The organism is Aquicella siphonis (assembly GCF_902459485.1).
GTDB lineage: Bacteria > Pseudomonadota > Gammaproteobacteria > DSM-16500 > DSM-16500 > Aquicella > Aquicella siphonis.
Window position 1 is genome coordinate 109,234 of sequence record NZ_LR699120.1, and the last position, 19,474, is coordinate 128,707.

Below are 19,474 nucleotides of genomic sequence, written 5' to 3' on the forward strand. Positions count from 1 at the left end.
GAATGCACGCTCTCAGGAAACGGGCAAAATACACGGTTCTCGCAGCTTCGGTGAGTATGATGGTTTCTGGCTGCATGGTTGGACCGGACTTTCACTCCCCTGCGCCGCCTCGTGTCAGCCGGTATACGGAAACACCGCTTCCGGCAAAGACAGTGCAAACCCGCTCTGCCGGAGAGGCCGGCAAAGCTCAGACCTTTGTCAGCGTCAATAACCTGCCGACGGAATGGTGGTATTTATTTCATTCACGGGAGTTGAATCGTCTCATTACAACAGGGCTGGCTAACAGTCCCAATCTTGCGGCTTCTTACGCAGCGCTGCGTGTGGCGCAAGAAACCCTGAATGCGCAAATTGGCAATTCTCTTTTTCCCGCATTCGACGCAGGTTTAAGCGGCCAGCGTCAGCGGTTCACCGGGGCGACATTGGGTTCATCGAGTTCAGGGAACATTTTTAACGTATTTAATGCCTCTGTGAAGGTCGGTTACACACTGGATGTTTTCGGCGGCGCGCGGCGACAGATAGAGTCCTTACGTGCGCAAGTGGATTATCAGCAGTTCCAGTTGATTGCGGCTTATCTGACCCTGACAGCAAACATCGTCACCACAGCGGTTTCCGCAGCGTCATATCAGGCGCAAATTCAGGCTACGCATGAGTTGATACGCGCACAGGAAGGCCAGCTGCATATTCTTGAGCAGCAATTGAAGTTAGGCGGAGTCTCAAGAGAAACCGTCTTGACGCAGCAGACACTCGTAGACCAGACACGGGCTACTTTGCCGCCACTGCAAAAAAGTTATTCCCAGACACGTCATGCACTGTCTGTTCTGATCGGCGCGTTTCCGGATGGTCCGCTTCCTGATATCAGACTGGATGCACTGGTATTACCGGACAAGCTTCCCGTCACGCTGCCTTCCAACCTGGTCAGGCAGCGTCCTGATGTGCGGGCATCCGAAGCCTTATTACACGCTGCAAGTGCGAATATTGGCGTGGCAACGGCAAATTTATTTCCACAGTTTACGATAACGGGCTCTTATGGCTGGGAATCCCCGGTTCCATCGCAGTTATTTGGTTCCAGTTCCAAAGTATGGTCTTTGACTGGCGGCATTACCCAGCCGTTGTTTCATGGCGGTGCCTTGTTCGCTCAACGACGTGAAGCGATCGCAGCCTATGACCAGGCTGCCGCTCAATACCGGCAGACGGTGCTGCAGGCTTTTCAAAACGTCGCGGATACGTTGCGGGCATTGGAAACAGACGCCCGCACCCTGCGTGCCATAAAACAGGCGGAAAATTCCGCGCGTGAAAATTTGTATTTGACGGAACGCCAGTATCGCCTGGGCGGCACCAATTATCTTTCTCTACTGAATGCCCAGCAGCAATACCAGACTGTGCGTATTTCCGTAATTCAAGCTAAAGCCGCGCGTTATAATGACACCGCGGCTCTTTTCCAGGCATTGGGAGGCGGATGGTGGAACAAGCCCTGGTGCGTGCAGGAGTGTTTGAATGCAACGTGAGGAGACGATTGAATGAAGAAGCGCATGATTATCATGCTGATTTTCCTGGGTATCCTGTTTGGGGGATTTTCGGCTGGAAATTATTTACCTCCTTCATGACCAAACGCTATATGGCCAAGATGCAGGCACCCGCTGTTACCGTATCTACTATGAAAGTCCAATCCAGTCCGTGGCAGTCCCGTTTGAAGGGGGTTGGCACATTGACCGCCATAGTCGGCGTCAATGTGACAACGGAACTGGCCGGCATGGTACAAAAGATTTATTTCACGCCTGGGGCAACAGTTACGGAAGGCACAGTACTGGTACAGTTGAATGCCGATGCGGAAATTGGTCAGTTGCACTCGCTGCAGGCCCAGACTGAACTGGCTAAAATAACCTATCAGCGTGACAAGGCACAATATGCCGTGCGCGCGGTAAGCAAGCAGCAAGTTGATACAGATGAATGGAACCTGAAAAATTTGCAAGGCCAGACAGCCCAGCAGGCAGCGACCGTCGCGAAGAAGACGCTGCGCGCGCCCTTCAGCGGAAGGCTGGGCATTTCACAAGTTAACCCGGGCCAATATCTGAATGTGGGGGATACTGTCACCAGTCTGCAAACACTTAATCCTATTTACATCGATTTTTATCTTCCCCAGCAAGCGGTTTCCCAGTTGAAAGTCGGCCAGAATGTTATCGTGACAACTGATAGTTTCAAGGGAAAACAGTTTTCCGGCAGGATAACAACCATACAGCCCAATGTAGATACGAACACGCGCAATGTCGAAGTGGAAGCCACGCTGGACAATCCCAAGCTTGAATTGCTGCCCGGTATGTACGCTTCTGTGGATGTGACAGTGGGCGAGCCCAAAACATTTTTGACCCTGCCTCAATCGGCGATCACGTTTAATCCTTATGGAGATATTGTCTACGTTGTGAAAAAAGAGGGTAATGACGACAAAAATGAACCTCTCCTGATAGCCAGGCAGGTATTTGTAACAACCGGAGAAACACGCGGTGATCAGATACAGGTATTGGCAGGGTTGAAGGAGGGCGATGAGGTGGTGACAAGCGGTCAGCTTAAACTGAAGAATAACAGCCGTATCAGTGTTAATAATTCAGTTCAGCCAAGTAATGTCGCAGCGCCCAAACTGATCGACAAATAATACAGGCATCAAGCCTAAGGAAGATGGTTATGCAATTCACGGACCTATTTATAAAAAGACCCGTTCTCGCCACCGTGATCAGCCTGACGATACTGGTATTGGGTTTGCGCGCCGTCGATTCCTTGCCCATCATGCAATATCCTTTTACTGAAAATGCGGTCGTTACGGTAACGACTACTTATACCGGTGCCGATCCTGATGTCATTGCCGGGTTTATCACCACACCCCTGGAAAATTCCATTGCCCAGGCAGGCGGAATAGATTACATGACATCCAGCAGCACTCCTGGCACCAGCACTATCAATGTCAATCTACTGTTGAATTACGATCCCCTGAAAGCGGTATCAGATATCACTACCAAGGTGAATGCGGTATTGAACCAGCTGCCTCAAAGCGCTCAATCACCGGTTATTTCAGTTGCGGTCGGGGAAACCATAGACGCCATGTATATTGGTTTTTACAGTGATGTTCTACCCCTGAATAAAATCACCGACTATCTTATTCGCGTTGTTCAACCCAAGCTTCAGGCGGTGAATGGCGTACAGCTTGCTGAAATATTGGGCGGTCAGACATTTGCGCTGCGGGCATGGATGGATCCCGTGAAACTGGCAGGGTATGGCATTACTCCTACGGATGTTTCCACTGCGCTTGCTAACAACGACTTTATCTCCGCCGTCGGACGCACGGATGGCCAAATGTTTATACGTAATCTCACTGCGGATACCAGTCTGACCAATGTGGATGATTTTCGAAAGATGGTTGTCAAGGAACAGAATGGCGCGATCATCCGGCTGGGGGATATCGCCAATGTGCAGCTGGGTGCGCAAAATTATGATTCAGCCGTGAGTTTCGACGGGCGCACGGCGGTTTACATAGGGATCAAGGTTGCGCCTTCGGCTAATCTGCTTACGGTGATTGATAATGTCAGAAAAGTGTACCCCTCCATTGAGGAGCAGCTCCCTCAAGGTCTTAAATCCAATATAGTGTATGATTCCAGTCTGTTTGTAAGTACATCCATCAAGGAAGTGATCAGTACCCTCATTGAAGCTTTTATCATTGTCACTATCGTTATTTACCTGTTTTTGGGATCTCTGCATTCAGTCAGTATTCCGATTGTCACAATTCCACTATCACTTATCGGAACATTTTTTATCATGCTGGCTTTGGGGTATTCCATCAACCTGCTAACTTTGCTGGCATTGGTGCTGGCAATTGGTCTGGTGGTGGATGACGCCATCGTGGTGGTGGAAAATGCGCAACGCCATATGGAAGAAGGCAAAACCAGCCTTCAGGCAGCAGTCATAGGCGCGAGAGAACTGGTCGGCCCGATTGTGGCAACTACCGTCGTACTGATCGCTGTATATGTTCCTATCGGTTTTATGGGAGGTTTGACCGGGACCTTGTTTACCGAATTCGCATTTTCGCTGGCGGGTTCAGTGACTGTGTCAGCCATCATTGCCTTGACACTTTCACCCATGATGTGTTCCAAGCTGCTGCACCCGCCAAAGGAAGAAAAAAAATTCAAATTCATCGAATTTACCGACAGGTTGTTTTTGAAATTGCAGCATGGATATGACAAGGCGCTGAATGACGCGCTGAATAACCTGCCTGTCATTGCTGTCTTCGCGGTTGTCATTTTATTAAGCAATTATTTTCTCTTTGTGACATCAAAGTCGGAGCTTGCACCGCAGGAAGATCAGGGAATCATCATAGCTCAAGTCACAGCGCCCGCGAATGCTGCGCTGGCACAAACACAGTTATACGCGAACCAGGTGAGTAAAATTTACTCGGAATATCCGGAGACTGATCATATCTTTCAGGTGGATGGCAGCGGCGGATTGAACCAGAGCATTATCGGCATGGTGCTAAAACCCTGGGATGAACGTAAACGCACGACAAACCAGTTGCAGCCGTTGATCCAGGATCAGCTAAACAAGATCGCAGGGGCAAAAATCGCTGCATTTCAGCTGCCGTCGTTACCTGGCGGCGGCAGCGGTTTGCCTATTCAGTTTGTAATCACGACAACTGAAACCTTTGATAATCTCAACACGGTGCTGAGTGCAGTTTTGGAAAAAGCATACGCCAGTGGAATTTTTGCCTATATTGATCCGGACTTGAAGATCGATCAGACCCAGACGACCATTCTTCTGGATAGAGACAAGGCGTCAGAATTGGGATTAAACATGCAAGACATAGGCAATGTACTGGGAGCGTCGCTCAGCGAAGGATATATCAATTATTTTAATTACGCGGGACGATCCTACCAGGTGATCCCGCAAATGATACGCAATGACCGTTTGAACGCACATCAAACGCTGGATTATTACATCAAGGCAGCCAACGGGTCTTCCGTGCCGTTATCCACAATCGCCCGCTTGAAAAATGAAATTGTGCCCGAATCACTCAATCATTTCCAGCAATTGAATTCCACGACAATTTCAGCGATTGCATTTCCGGGCGTTACCATGGGCCAGGCCTTGGGGACACTGCAGCAAATTGCCAAGGAAGTATTGCCTCAGGGTTATTATGTCGATTACGCTTCGCAGTCACGCCAGTTTATTCAGGAAGGAACGGCGCTGATCGCGACATTCTTTTTTGCATTGATTATCATTTTTCTTTCATTGGCGGCACTGTTTGAAAGTTTCAGGGATCCGTTTATTGTTTTGATTAGTGTGCCCATGTCGATTTGCGGCGCCATGATTTTTGTCAGCCTGGGTGTCGGAAATGCCACTCTCAATATCTATAGTGAAGTCGGCCTGGTGACCCTGATAGGGTTGATCAGCAAAAATGGTATCTTGATCGTTCAGTTTGCCAACGATCTCCAGCTTACCGGTAAAAAGAAGCGCGAAGCGGTGCAAATGGCCGCGGCAATCCGCCTGCGTCCCATCCTGATGACATCTATCGCGATGGTGTTAGGCGTGATTCCGCTGATATTTGCCACGGGAGCGGGAGCGGAAAGCCGGTTCAACATCGGCCTTGTGATTGCAACGGGTATTGCGATTGGCACATTGTTCACCTTGTTTGTCGTACCCGCCATGTACATGTTTCTGGCAGAAGACCTCTCAAACAAAACGACCGATGAAGAATTTGAAGCGGCCATCAAAGCTACCTGAGAATGCCGGGGGGAACGGCGCTTGAATTTCCGCACATGAAGAATCCGCGCGCGGAGCTTGCAGGCAGATAGCCGGATCGCGCCCTGCTCAATCATCCTGACATGATTCAGTCACGTACTGCGCATCGACCAGTGCCCTGACTGCCATGTAATCCACTTTCCCGCTGCCCATGACTGGCAGCGCGGCGAGGACCAGGATTTTTTTGGGCAGTGAGAGTTCTGCCATTCCTTGCTGCCTGAAATGATCAATGAGCTGGCTTACCTGGGCGGTTTTGTAATTGGTCACCAGGATAATTTGTTCGCCTTTGCGGTCATCGGGCATATGAATCACGGCATGTTGATACTGAGGCCACAAGGCGTGGATGACTTCTTCAACAGCGGTTAACGAGACCATTTCACCCGCGATCTTGGCAAACCGTTTTGCGCGCCCCAGGATAGTGATATAGCCTTCCTCGTCAAAGTCAACGATGTCGCCGGTATCATGCCAGCCGTCGTCAGGGGCAGAAATAACACCGGGAGCATGAGAAAACAGATACCCCATCATGATATTGGGTCCCGCCACCAGCAAGCGATAGCCTTTCTGTATGCCTTCGACGGGCAGGAGTTGATAGCGTATGCCGGGAAGCAGACGGCCCACAGTACCGATTTTGTATTGCATGGGTGTGTTCGCTGAAAGAACAGGCGAAGCTTCTGTCACTCCATAGCCTTCCATGATCCGAATGCCGAATTTACGCATCCAGATCTTGCGTGTTTCGTCGCGCAGTTTTTCCGCTCCGGCAAACACATAACGCATGCTGTAAAAATTGTAAGGATGCGCGTATTTGGCGTAGTTTGACAGAAAGGTATCTGTTCCGAAGAAAATTGTGGCATTGGTGTCATAACAGAGTTCAGGCACAATTCGATAGTGCAGCGGAGAAGGATACATGAATACCCGCATACCGGAAATGATGGGGAGCAAGGTTGCGCTGGTCAGCCCAAATGAATGAAACATCGGCAGGGCATTGAAGACCTTGTCCGATGGATTAAAGTCTACACGCGCGATCAATTGAAAGCGGTTCGCCTGAATATTCTGATGACTTAATACAACGCCTTTGGGAGCGCCTTCCGAGCCGGAGGTGAACAACACCACGGCGGGTTTTGACGCGAACGTCTGCAGGTTTTCTTTTTTGATTCCGTTGACCGCATGATAATAGAATCTTGGAAACATGGCGGCTAATTTGCCTGACAGCTTGTTTAAAGTCCCTAATTGGCTGCGCACATCTTCAAGATAGATAATCTGAATTCCGTGACTTGACAAGCTGTCTGCCAAGTGTTGCAAGCCGGCGAGTTCGAGAAATTTTCGGGAGGTATATACCTTGCCTATATTGGCTGTACGGCATGCTAACAGACAATTTTGCAGGCCGGAGGTGAAATTAATCATGGCAGGTATGCGGTGATACGCCTGCATGGCGAAAAAGGTTACCACGTTGCCAATCGAGTTTGGCAGGAGAATACCCAGACACTCATCTTGTTTTGTGGTTTTGGCGAGGGCTTTGCCTAAGACGATACTGGCCAAAATCAGTTGCTTGTAACTGATGGGTTTGCGTTCGATATCCTCGAGGATTTTCGTTCTTGCGCCGTGGACTTCCGCGGCGTTCAGCAAGGATAGGAACAGGGTTTCGATGGTATTGCTGCTGAGAAAAATCATGTCAGACATCATGTCATAAAGCTTTGAGCTGAACAGTTGTCTGCGGTCGCGGCTGGTGCGTGATTCTGGCGAGTCTATGGATCGCGGCTCCAGAATGGTCATGGTGATTTTCGGGAACCAGTGAATTTTGACTTTTCCTCTCAGATAGGAAAATGGCGTGTATTGCGCGCCATTGATGCGAATTGGCAGGATTTTGGCCTCAGCCTTGTCTGCAATGAGTCCGGGGCCTTCATAAATTTTCATCAATGCTCCCGTGACAGTGATTCTGCCTTCGGGAAAAATTACGACACGGTGGTTGTGGCGCAGATACTCGATCAGTGATTTGGCGGCCAGGGGATTGGTAGGGTCAATGGTATAGGTATTTACATATTTCATCATTATACGGATCCACCAGGTTTTCGCCACATTCGTATTGATAGCGAAAGTCAGCCTGTCGGGCAAAAACGTGGCCAGAAGAGCGGCGTCAAGAAACGAAGTATGGTTGGCTATGATCAACACACGGTTCCCTGCCTGATAATAATTATCCATGCCCTTGATCTCGACGCGGTAAAGAGATTTTAACAGCCAGATCAGAAAGGATTTGATCAACGCTTCCGGAAGGAGATTACAGATGTAAACCGCCGCGAAAAAATTCGCCACGGCGATAATGAGAAACACGGTTATGATAGAAAAATTCAGGAACAGCATCAGACTGGTGGCAAGGGAGGCGGCAACCATGAACAAGGCGTTCATGATATTATTGCTGGCGATGGCGCGTGACCGATGTTCAGGGTCGCTTTCATGCTGCAGAATGGCATACAAGGGAACGATGTAAATGCCACCGCACATGGAGAGAAGAAGCAAATCGATCAGAATGCGGTAATGGGAAACGTGGGATAGAAATTCGAGGCAGGTGATAGGCGCGATCGAGTTTGATTTTATTTGCAGGCTGGCCAAATACAAGTCTACACCGAACAATGTCATGCCCAGCGCCGCGAGCGGCACATAGGTCGCGTGTATTCTGCCTTTCAGCATGCGATTGCATACCAGCGAACCGATGCCAATGCCCGCGGTAAAGCAAAACAAGAATAGCGTGACCACGGATGACTGCGCGTTTAACACATTTTTCACGTACACGGGAAATTGCGAAAGATAAGTCGCGCCTATGAGCCAGAACCATGAAATGCCCAGGACTGCCAGAGACAAATCCTGGCTTGAAAAGGTATGCCGCAGCATTTTCCATGATTCATTGATAATATTTCGGCTCATTTTGATATACGGCGCGTTCCTTTTGGCGAGAGGGATGGACAGACTGGCGGCATAACCGGCGATTGCGATGACGAGAGATGCTATGGAGACCAGTGTTGGCCCTATACGCAGATATGCAAGCATCCCGCCCAGAATGGTGCCCAGGAGAATAGCAAGAAAAGTTCCGCTTTCAAGTAACGCATTTCCGGCCACCAATTCATCGGCATGGAGATGATCAGGCAAAATGGAGTATTTTAAAGGGCCGAAGATGGCGGCTTGAGTGCCAAGCAAGAATAATACACTGATTAAAAGAATGGTATCCTGGAGGTAAAATCCAGCGCATGCCAACAGCATAATGCCTATCTCTGCCAGTTTTGTATAACGAATCAGACCGGCTTTTTCATATTTGTCCGCAAGCTGGCCAGCGGTGGCTGAGAACAAGAAGAATGGTAGGATAAAAACTCCTGCTGCGAGAGTCGTCAAAACGCCGGCATTCATTTTTGAATACATGACAGGATGATAGATAATGAGGATGACCAACGCATTCTTGAATAGATTATCGTTTAAAGCACCCAGAAACTGGGTGAGAAAAAGGGGCAAAAAGCGGTTGATCTTAAGCAGATTAAACTGATTAATGGCCATGAAAGGGTTCCTGATGTATTTGCTCGCGATGATCTTTATTTAATTTATTGGCCGAATTATATCAAACCGATTAAAAAACGGTATATCAGGAGAAAGCCCGGGATGTTCAAGTTGTGGACAATCCTGGCGGCCGGACTGGAATGCTGTAACGGCGGCGTTAAGTGACAGGGTTTATAGATGCCTAATCTTACTGCAGATTAATTTATGTTCAGTTCATAAACTATCCAGATCTGAATCAAGGCAATTGAAGAATGGAATAAAATGTGTAATGACGCAATCCGTGATATAACATTAAAAATATCCGAAGCAATTAAAAACAAGAGGTAGCGGCATAACCACATTTTTGCATACATTATCTAGGTATGAACCATGTGAAATCATAAAAAAATGGAGGTCATGATGCGATTAAAGGGCAAAGGTAATAAAATTTTACATAAAACGTCATAAAAAACGGCAGCATATTATCTTGTATACTGCATCGTTAAACAATCCTGTCATTTATTTTTTTATTCTTCTTGTCTTGTCAGAAATAATATGCCGCTTTATTAAGACAGCGCATTTTAATACTGCAAGTGGAAGTATTGTAATGACAATTGGAGTATTTTCATTAGATGCATTAAAACAGTTGCCTTTCTCTAATAAGTTAATATCGCAATTAATCACCTTGGAATTATTTATTATATGGCTGCATTTGGTCAGGTTTTATATTGGCAGTTATTTGGACGGAAATTTTAGTTATTTCATTAAATCCATAACCAATCAATTCGGTATTGGCACTTGGGTTGCTGGTTGTTCAGTGCTGGCTATTTTATTTTTAGCAGAACTGCCTTCATGGCATATTATTATATGGGTTATTGCATTATTAGCATTTGCTATTTGGTTATTTTATTTAAAACTGGTATTTGCCAATGGCGCTCTTCTTTTGTATAAGAAAAAGAAAATATGTAATGGAGTTATTTTATTATCCGCTGTCAGTACTCAATCAATTGTATTATTGATTAATTCCCTGTCACATAAGATTCCAATTTTTATTAATCAAATTCTAATTATATTTGGGTATTTTTTTTATTTGATCGGCATCGTGATGATTTCGAGATTTTTTTTATCAATAAAATTCAAGCGCCTGATATTAGGTTGGAGCAATACTAACAGTATTATTCATGGCGCTTTATCCATAACAGGACTAGCAAGCACATTAACATACTCAATTAACGATAAGATCATTATTTATACCTGGCTGTCAGCCACATGCCTATTCGTTTTAGTTGAAGGAATAAGTTTAATAAAGGTAATTTACCAGATAAGAATTGCAGGATGGAAGGGCGGTATTTTTGTTTATAAGGTATCACAGTGGTCGCGTATTTTTACTTATTGTATGTATTATACGTTTACATTCTCAATTTTGAATTATCATTTATTAGAAACCTCAGCTACGATCGCGATATCACAATATGGTCAATATGTCGTACTTGGTTTCTTGTTGGTTGAAATTATTTTATTTTTATATAATGAATTGATTATTCGTGCCCGCCAGAGTGGGGATAATTCATTATAAAAAATAAAAATCAGATCACTATTGCGATTCTGTCAGTTATCTCAAAAAACCAGATAACTTCTTGCATGCCGCTTCATATCCTGATTGGATTAATTGATCAGGCTTCAGATTTTTGAGAAATAAAATTGAATTATTAATAAAATCCATGTTGATCACAACATCTGCTAGCGCAAGTGTATGTTTTTCATTTAATGACGAACCCATTAATACTGATTGAATAAAAGTATCAAGTATTGGCGGAATCACATATTCGCCATGATTTAGACCCATTTTATAAAATATGCTGCTAGTTAATCCTAATATAGGCGGAAATACATAATTAGTTTCATCTGGTTTGAAATTTGTTAACAGACTGGCAATGGTTTTGCAATTTGCTCCTAACAAATTTTTCATACGATCGACTGGAAGATTATTTACCAGGCCGCCATCAAAGTGTAACTGTCCGTCTATCACCATTGGCGGAACAATTCCGGGTAATGAATTACTTGCCCGTAATTTTTCCCATAACAGACCGGTGCTATGTATCACGTCTTCACGTGTTGAAAGATTAGCAGAGATACAAAAATATGGTATCCATAAATCTTCTATATAATGTTCTTTAAATACTTCCTGTAAAATGTTTGTCCCATGCTTGCCGTTAAAAAATGATATAAGAGGATATGTGATTTCTTTTACGAATGTCATAAGAGAAATAATATTGGTGAGCTTTTGAAATAGATCATGAGTGATCTGATAATTGCGCGTCATGGCATAACATGCGCCCACTAATGCCCCTATGCTTGTGCCGCCAATAGCATCGATTGGAATTTTCATTTCTTCCAGGGCTTTTAACACGCCAATATGTGTCCATCCTCTAATGCCGCCGCCACCTAAGACCAGGCCTATTCTTTTTCCTGAAATGACCCGAGTAAAACGTAATTGATCATCATTATCGCCAAGATGAAAATGATGATGAGATGAAAAATTAGCAAGAGTCAGCCAATGTTTGGTGTTTTCAGCGATGTTGAGTATTTTATTATGTAGCAGAATAAGTTCGTATTTAACATTAAATATCTTTTCCGTATCCACTAGATGCCGCATATTTTCCTGATCAAAGCCTGTGTCAGAACTTTCATGAGTAACGAAATAAACCTTATTTAACTTACCTTTTAACAAGGGATTATTAAATTGCATGAATTTTCTGAAAAGGATGACAATTAATTCATATTTTCCTTCAAGATGGCTATTTTGATTTAACATTTCTTCCACTGATTCATGTGTATCTACCGCAAAATAAATATTTTTATGATTTTTGAGGTTTTTGATTAAAACAGTTATTACCTCATTGAGATTGACGTTGGTATGAATAGGAAAAATAAGTACATATTTACAAGAAAAATTCCCTTCAATAACTTGAATGGCTTTATGCGCGCGTTTTAAAACAGGACTCATGATGGTCATCAACATGGATGGATACCGTTCGCACAGACTTCTGAAAATTTCACCTGGAAGACTGATGATTTCAGCATCTGTTAATGCCATGACAGACAGACTGCGAGGTTCGCCAGATAAAACTCCCAATTCGCCAATAACCTCACCAGGATGTATTACATCTATGCTGGAATATTCACTATCAATGCCTTTGACTAATGTTGTGAGTTTACCTTTCACGATGATATATAAAAAATTTGAAGGTTCATTTTGGCGATATAAAAAGTCATTCTCTTTCAGATGAATTTTTTGCATGAAGTCTGATAATGAATTAAATTCATGTTTTGGCAGGGATGAAAAAAGATGACATTGTTTCAATTGTGTTACCAAATTGTCAGCTGACATAACCTGTTGCAATTGTCCTTGTCTAAAGTAAATTATGTCCACATTGATTATACAGCAATTGATTAATTGAAATACTCTGAAAACTAATTATTTAAGAGGGTGCTCATATCTTGCCCATGTTGGTCAGAATTAATCAAATTGGTTTTCTGCTGTTAAATGAGCTTCTTGAGTGGTAAATGTTTCAACGCCTCGGTAAACGCTTCCTGAATGAGTATACTGCATTAGTAAAATTTTTGATAAATTACGAATGCCTGCTGACGAGGTGCACTAAAATGGGAAGGCTTATCAAAACGTCTCATCCATGTGATCAGGGATTTTATCCCTGACACAACACTCATGCTGGCGGTGTGATTAATCCAGATAGCGCTGTGTGATGCCTTGATAATTTTCGATCCGACGATCTCGCAGAAACGGCCATCCGCGCCTGACACTCTCATGTCTTAGCAGATCAATGTCGGCAATGAGGATTTCCGGGTGATCCTGGCTTGCTTCCGACAGAATTTCGCCTTGGGGACCGGCGATAAAACTTGATCCCCAGAATTGAATGCCTTGAGAGGAACCAGGGATGGAAGGCTCAAATCCTGTGCGGTTTGCAACGAGTACAGTGAGGCCATTCGCAACCGCATGAGCACGCTGGATGAGCATCCAGGCGCTGCGTTGGCGCTGTTTCTCTGATTCGTCACTTTCTTGTGTGCCCCAGCCTATAGCGGTTGGATAAAGTAATAAATCCGCACCGGCCAGCGCCATGAGTCTCGCGGCTTCCGGGTACCACTGATCCCAGCAAACCAGAACACCTAGTTTGCCAACGGAAGTCTGAATGGGTTGAAATCCCAGGTCTCCCGGAGTGAAATAAAATTTTTCATAATAACCGGGGTCATCCGGTATGTGCATTTTACGATAGCATCCGGCAATTTCACCATCGGCCTCAATCACGACAGCCGTGTTGTGATAGAGTCCAACCGCGCGTTTTTCGAATAATGACGCGACAATGACGATGTTCAGCTTGCGCGCGATTTCACCCAGCGTGCGTGTGCTTGGGCCGGGAATCGCTTCTGCAAGGTCAAATAATGCCGGATTTTCAGTCTGACAAAAATACAGGCTTGTGTGCAGCTCCTGCAGTAACACCAATCTGGCGCCGCTCTCCGCCGCTTTATGAATGGCGTCCAGTGTCGCCGCCAGGTTTTTTTCGCGCTCAGAACCACAGACTTGCTGAACGATCGCGACTCGTAATTGAGAGGGAGAAGATTTCATGACAATACTCCAAGAGGCAGCTGCATGGTCATGCAGTGTATGCTTCCATACCACTGAATGACGGGTAAAGAATGAATGCCAATGATTTTCCTGTCGGGGAAGCAGTCAGCCAGTGTTGCCAGTGCTTCTTCATCAGCCGGATCGTCGTAAGTGGGCACCAGGACGGCGCCATTGATGATGAGAAAGTTGGCATAAGTGGCCGGCAGGCGCCTTCCGTCATAATCAGCATACCGTGGCCGGGGCCATGGCAGCGGAACCAGACGATAGGGATTTCCCTGGAAATCAGTAAACGTGCGCAGCTGTTCTTCCATCTTTTTCAAAGCGGAATAATGCTCATCGTTGGGATCATTGCAACGAATATAACAGATGGTGTGCGGGTCGGTGAATCGCGCGAGGGTGTCTATGTGTCCATCCGTGTCATCACCCGCCAGATAGCCATGGTCCAGCCACAGAATACGCTCGACGCCAAGAAGCTGCCGCAGATTGTGCTCAATGGCTTCTTTTGTCAGGTGGGCGTTGCGGCTTTTTGACAACAGACAGCTGCTTGTTGTCAGCAACGTTCCTTTACCATCCACCTCAATCGCGCCGCCTTCCAGCACCATATTGATGGATTGGAGCAAGGTGCCGCCAAAAGCGTGTTGCGCGTGGATGGAGCGGGTAATTTCATTATCGTTGGCATGCGGATATTTGTTTCCCCATCCATTGAATAGGAAGTCTAGCAGCAACGGTTCGTGATGGCGTTGATGGAAAACCGAAATTGGCCCGTGGTCGCGCACCCAGATATCATCGCACGGTGAAATGTGCATGGATACCTGGTCAAGTCTGGCATCCGCATTCAGCAGCAGCGCTTGAATATGTCTGACATGATTCTGGTCATAGCAACTGATCACCAATTTTTCCTGCCGTGTAACATGATATGCGACAGAAGCCAGTACCTGGTCAATATCATCCAGTGTCTCAGCCCAAATGGTTTCAGCATGCGGCCAAGTAATCATGACACCGCTTTGCGGCGCCCATTCAGGAGGCAAATAACAGTGCAGGTCGGACTCAGACATGATATTGAGCATGCGATTACTCCTCAAAATACGTATAACCTTTCAATCCAGTGGACAAATCGGACAAAAATTCTTCGCACTCGGCGGGAGTAAGCTTGGCAGCTTGTAATTGTCGTTGGTAGGATTGCAGAAGGTCATCGCCGTTAAAATCGACGTAACGCAGGGAGGATTCGACAGTATCGCCGTCCATGGCATTGGTAAGCTGATAGCTTCCGTCAGACTGCAATTCCAGGTGAATGGAGTGGGTGTCGCCGAAAAGATTGTGCATGTCACCCAGAATTTCCTGATAAGCGCCAACCAGGAATATGCCCAGCAAATAAGGCTTGGCGGGATCGTGCGGCATGAGCGGCAAGGTGCTTTCCAGCCCATAATTATTGACGTATGTGTCAATGCGGCCGTCCGAATCGCATGTGATGTCGTGCAGGATGCCCCGCAGCGTCGGTTGCTGGTCCAGTCCTGACAATGGAATGATAGGGAATACTTGATTGATCGCCCAGGCGTCGGGCAGAGACTGAAATAATGAAAAATTACATACAAATTTGTGCGCCAGCTTTTCATTCAGTTCATCAATAATTTCGCGATGAGCACGGATGGAAGGCTTTAATACCCCGCGGAGTCTGGAAAAAATGGCATAATAGATTTGTTCTGCATAAGCCCGCTCTTTCAGATCCATCAGGCCGTGAATGTACATGGTATGGACTTCTGACATCCAGTGACAGGCGTCGTGATAGCTTTCCAGGGCGGTTTTTTCGGACAAATTAATATAACTCTCCCACAAATCATGCAGGATAGAGGCTTGATCTTCTTCCGGAGATGATAGATTCGCGGCTTCGCAGGGAGGTTCGCTGGCGATGATATTGGTAATAATCATGGCATGATGCGCCGTGATGGCGCGGCCGGACTCGGTCACAATTTGCGGATGGGGAAGATCATGCTGGTTACACATGTCGGAAATGGTATAGACAACATTATTGGCATATTCCTGGATGCTGTAATTCATCGAACAGAAACTGCGTGAGCGGGTGCCTTCGTAATCAATGCCCAATCCGCCGCCAACGTCAATGGTATCAATGGGCGCGCCCAATTTTCGCAGAGTCTCATAATAGCGTACGCCTTCGTGCATGCCGCGTTGAATGTCCGCAATATTGGCCAGTTGTGATCCCATGAAAAAATGCAGGACACGCAACGAGTTCAGCCGGTTTTTTGCTCGCAGCGTTTCAACCACTTGCAGCAGCTGGGGTGCCGAGAATCCAAATTTGGATTTTTCACCGCCGGATTCCTGCCATTTGCCGGCGCCGACTGATGTAAGCCTGACGCGCACACCCAGACAGGGTTCGATGTTCAATTTGTCCGCCTCTTCCAACGCGAGTCCGAGCTCGGAAAATTTTTCCAGAATGATATAAACCTGATGCCCCAGCCGCTGCCCGATAAGGGCAAGGCGGATATATTCACGGTCCTTGTAGCCATTGCAGATAATGACTGGCATGTGCTCGCAGGGCATGGCTAATGCAGCCAGCAGTTCCGGCTTGCTGCCGGTTTCAAGCCCAACGGGCGCTTTGCCGTTTTGCAGGATGGATTCGACCACATGACGCTGCTGGTTGACTTTAATAGGGTAGGCGCTCAGATACTTGCCCTGATAGTCGTGGCTTTTGATGGCATTAACAAACGCTTCGTTCAGGACTTGGATGCGCTTGCGCAAAATATCAGTGAATCGGAGCAAAATAGGAAAACTGATTCCGGAAGCGTTGATCGTTTGAGCAAGTTCGTTTAAATCAATGCTGGTCTGATCGTTTAAACCATTGGGCTGTACGCGCAGGGTGCCATGCTCGCTGATATCAAAAAAGCCGTCGCTCCAATGGGCGACATGGTAAAGTTCCCGGGCTTGTTGTATGGACCATTCAGTCATAGTGTTTACTGCCTGTTAGTAAAGGTCAGCCTGGCCGCCAAATGCGCCATACCGCCTGCTCCGCTATTGCCAGTCCGGGAACACCGAAGAGGCCGTGCAGAGCAGACGGTTGTAAAGCCAGGCGTTAAGTGGTTAATGTTACGCTAGCTCGCGCTGTTTGCTGGTAAATAAGCTGCTATACGAGCGCGCCTGGCGTGACTGCCAGGATCCTTTACCATAGGCGTAGCCTGCAATAAGCGGCAGGGCAATGGTTGCCTCGCAAAATACCATTTGTTCGTGGACCACAGAGACTTTGCCCCATGAACAGGCTTCGCGCAAAGTGGAACCGGACAAGGCACCGTCTCTTTCGTCCGCTACGGTGATTTGGATGGCATATTTGTGCATGGGAACTTCCGCGCCTAGCAATTCAGCCGCCACGACAACATCTTGAGCAAAGTTCTTGGGCACGCCGCCGCCTATCATGAGCAAACCGGTATCCCCGGCATGAATCTTGAGCTGGGTCAATTCACGAAAATCCTTGACGGAATCGATGCTGACATGGCTGTCCGGCTTCGCCACCTGATGCATCACCAGCCCGAAGCCCGCGCTGCAATCACTAAAAGCGGGTACAAAAACGGGTATGCTTTTCTGATAGGCGCGCAAGACGATGGAGTCCTTGTTCTTGCCATGCTTCTCCAGATATTTGCCCATCTCACTGATAAATTCACGAGAAGAATAGGCGCGTGGAGGAAGGCTGTCCGCGATCTGACATATGGTATCGTCACAGATTCGAAGCTGGTCTTCATCGATGAGCGTATCGTAGATACGGTCAATGGCCATTTCCCGCAGCTGTGTGTCATCAAGATGAGGTGATCCCTGATAGTGCTTGAAACCAAGGCCTTCAAAGAAGTCCTGGTCCACAATGTTCGCGCCGGTGGAGACAATGGCATCAACCATGTTGTTATCTATCAGATCCAATATGACTTTTTTCAGGCCCGCGCTGACCAGCGAGCCGGCAAGACAAAGAATTACTCCACAATTTTGATCCGTCAACATCTGCTCGTATATTTTTGCAGCCCGAGCTAAATTCCTGGCTTGAAAGGCAGTATCCTGCATTTGATCGATCAAAGTAACAAAATCAAATTTTTTGATGTCAAGGTGACGCACTTCGGTGGACAGTAATTCTGTCTTGTTTTTTCCCATCAAGATGCTCTCCAAATCTGGTTAATAATCATGTAAAAGTTCAAAAAATGTATTATGCAAAAATCGATTTCATTTGCAAGAAAAATGTCATGTCTGTCCCTCATTCAGCGGCATTTTTTGCCAGGCATGGCCGGCGGCGGATGTCTGGCGAGTTTTCTGCCGGCAGATACGCGAGATCGCCGGTATGCAGGATTGGCATGCGTTATCCGGCGGGTTTCAGACAAAGTTCGGCGCGCCAAGCATCATTTCAGCGAGCATTTTTCTAGGGATATTTCTCATTTCATGGCAAACTAACGCGTTTGTTTATTGAAGCAAAGGCGGACGAGTCATGCTGAACCGAATGGTTTCCTGGATCAAGGGGGTTTTCACGGGCTTTTTATTGTTGACGTGCATGAATGCCACTGCTCATGCGGCGCGGCCTTTTATCATAGACACGGATGCAGGTGTTGACGACGTCATTGCCATTATGTATTTGCTGCAGCGACCGGATATCCACATAAAAGCCATCACTATCGCCAGTACGGGCAATGCACATTGTCTTCCGGCCTTGCGCAACATGATGGGGCTGCTCAAACTGATGAACCGGACCCGGATTCCGGTGGATTGCGGCAGGTTAAGTCCCCTGGGCGGGAAGCATCATTTTCCGCAATCCGTGCTGGATGAGTCCGATACACTTGCCGGCGCTGCCAGCCTGTTGCCCAAAGTGGATGCCATTTCGGATCTCAAGGCCGTTGATTTGATGATCAGCACGATTAAAGCGTCCCGGCAGCCGGTCACCATTCTTGCGATTGGTCCGTTGACCAACATTGCTGAAGCTTTGCAGAAAGCACCTGAAATCAAGAATCGCATCCAGGCAATTTACATCATGGGCGGAGCCGTGAGGGTGCCTGGCAATTTATCCGACTCCGGGTCAGTCAATCAGAACGTGACTGCCGAATGGAACATTTATTTGGATCCTCAGGCGGCATCCATGGTGTTCAACCAGAATATTCCTATCATTCTCGTGCCGCTGGATGCTTCAAACAAGCTTCCCATAGCGATGGATTTCTATAATATGCTGAAGAAGCGGCATCATTCCGAGGCGGCTAAATTTGTCTATGCCCTGCTCAAACGAAACATGAAATTTTTGCAGTCCAACCAGTGGTATTTCTGGGATCCTCTGGCGGCAGTTATCGCCGCTGATGAATCCATTGCCTCGTTTGATATGCTGCCGCTTAAGGTGGCTTTGGCTCCTGAAATCCGCTCAGGGACAACCATGGTGGATAAATCAACGGGTCAAAATATACGGGTAGCCGGGGAGGTCGACAGCGCCCGGTTCAAGTACTTGCTGGTCAGCACGTTGAACAAGATGCCGTCCACTTTACTTTATAGCGAAAACCGCGGCGGATAATCATG

The 19,474-nt window shown here is 46.8% G+C and carries 11 protein-coding genes; 5 read left to right on the forward strand and 6 right to left on the reverse strand.

Going from position 1 to position 19,474, the window contains the following annotated elements; translation table 11 throughout:
• Positions 1 to 2: 2 nt before the first annotated feature.
• From AQULUS_RS11690 to AQULUS_RS11700, 3 genes are read left to right on the forward strand one after another with little or no spacing between them, the layout of a single operon-like run.
• Positions 3 to 1,505, forward strand: coding sequence for an efflux transporter outer membrane subunit (locus AQULUS_RS11690; protein ID WP_148340450.1), 1,503 nt, complete (start codon positions 3 to 5; stop codon positions 1,503 to 1,505).
• The gene (locus tag AQULUS_RS11695; RefSeq protein WP_232051922.1) at positions 1,457 to 2,647 is read left to right on the forward strand and encodes an efflux RND transporter periplasmic adaptor subunit; all 1,191 of its coding nucleotides are present in this window, start codon (positions 1,457 to 1,459) and stop codon (positions 2,645 to 2,647) included. The genes AQULUS_RS11690 and AQULUS_RS11695 overlap by 49 nt, the downstream gene beginning before the upstream one ends.
• A 29-nt stretch (positions 2,648 to 2,676) precedes the next feature.
• Positions 2,677 to 5,760: an efflux RND transporter permease subunit gene (locus AQULUS_RS11700; RefSeq protein ID WP_148340451.1), complete on the forward strand. Its 3,084-nt coding sequence runs from the start codon at positions 2,677 to 2,679 to the stop codon at positions 5,758 to 5,760.
• An 87-nt stretch (positions 5,761 to 5,847) separates the two neighbouring features.
• On the opposite strand, the gene AQULUS_RS11705 is transcribed toward AQULUS_RS11700, so the two are convergent.
• Positions 5,848 to 9,315 carry an acyl-[ACP]--phospholipid O-acyltransferase gene (locus AQULUS_RS11705; protein ID WP_148340452.1) on the reverse strand — a complete coding sequence of 1,156 codons (3,468 nt, stop codon included), beginning with the start codon at positions 9,313 to 9,315 and terminating at the stop codon, positions 5,848 to 5,850.
• A 586-nt stretch (positions 9,316 to 9,901) separates the two neighbouring features.
• On the opposite strand from AQULUS_RS11705, the gene AQULUS_RS11710 reads away from it, so the two are divergent.
• Positions 9,902 to 10,870, forward strand: a complete 969-nt coding sequence (locus AQULUS_RS11710) for a TDT family transporter (protein ID WP_148340453.1) — start codon at positions 9,902 to 9,904, stop codon at positions 10,868 to 10,870.
• Positions 10,871 to 10,906: 36 nt separating this feature from the next.
• Here AQULUS_RS11710 and AQULUS_RS13155 read toward each other — a convergent pair whose 3' ends face one another.
• From AQULUS_RS13155 to AQULUS_RS11735, 5 genes are all read right to left on the reverse strand, one after another.
• Positions 10,907 to 12,685: a patatin-like phospholipase family protein gene (locus AQULUS_RS13155; protein ID WP_148340454.1), complete on the reverse strand. Its 1,779-nt coding sequence runs from the start codon at positions 12,683 to 12,685 to the stop codon at positions 10,907 to 10,909.
• Positions 12,686 to 13,036: 351 nt separating this feature from the next.
• Positions 13,037 to 13,936: a carbon-nitrogen hydrolase gene (locus AQULUS_RS11720; RefSeq protein ID WP_148340455.1), complete on the reverse strand. Its 900-nt coding sequence runs from the start codon at positions 13,934 to 13,936 to the stop codon at positions 13,037 to 13,039.
• A complete protein-coding gene (locus AQULUS_RS11725; RefSeq protein ID WP_148340456.1) occupies positions 13,933 to 15,003 on the reverse strand; it encodes an agmatine deiminase family protein in 1,071 nt (356 codons plus the stop codon). Before AQULUS_RS11725 ends, AQULUS_RS11720 begins: the two co-directional genes overlap by 4 nt.
• A gap of 4 nt (positions 15,004 to 15,007) precedes the next feature.
• A complete protein-coding gene (gene speA, locus AQULUS_RS11730) occupies positions 15,008 to 16,897 on the reverse strand; it encodes a biosynthetic arginine decarboxylase (RefSeq protein WP_148340457.1) in 1,890 nt (629 codons plus the stop codon).
• Positions 16,898 to 17,035: 138 nt separating this feature from the next.
• Positions 17,036 to 18,079, reverse strand: a complete 1,044-nt coding sequence (locus AQULUS_RS11735) for a 1,9-bis(guanidino)-5-aza-nonane synthase (protein ID WP_148340458.1) — start codon at positions 18,077 to 18,079, stop codon at positions 17,036 to 17,038.
• Between the two features lie 328 nt (positions 18,080 to 18,407).
• Here AQULUS_RS11735 and AQULUS_RS11740 point away from each other — a divergent pair, with 328 nt between their 5' ends.
• Complete coding sequence (locus AQULUS_RS11740; protein ID WP_148340459.1) at positions 18,408 to 19,469, forward strand: nucleoside hydrolase; 1,062 nt, start codon at positions 18,408 to 18,410, stop codon at positions 19,467 to 19,469.
• Positions 19,470 to 19,474: the final 5 nt, after the last annotated feature.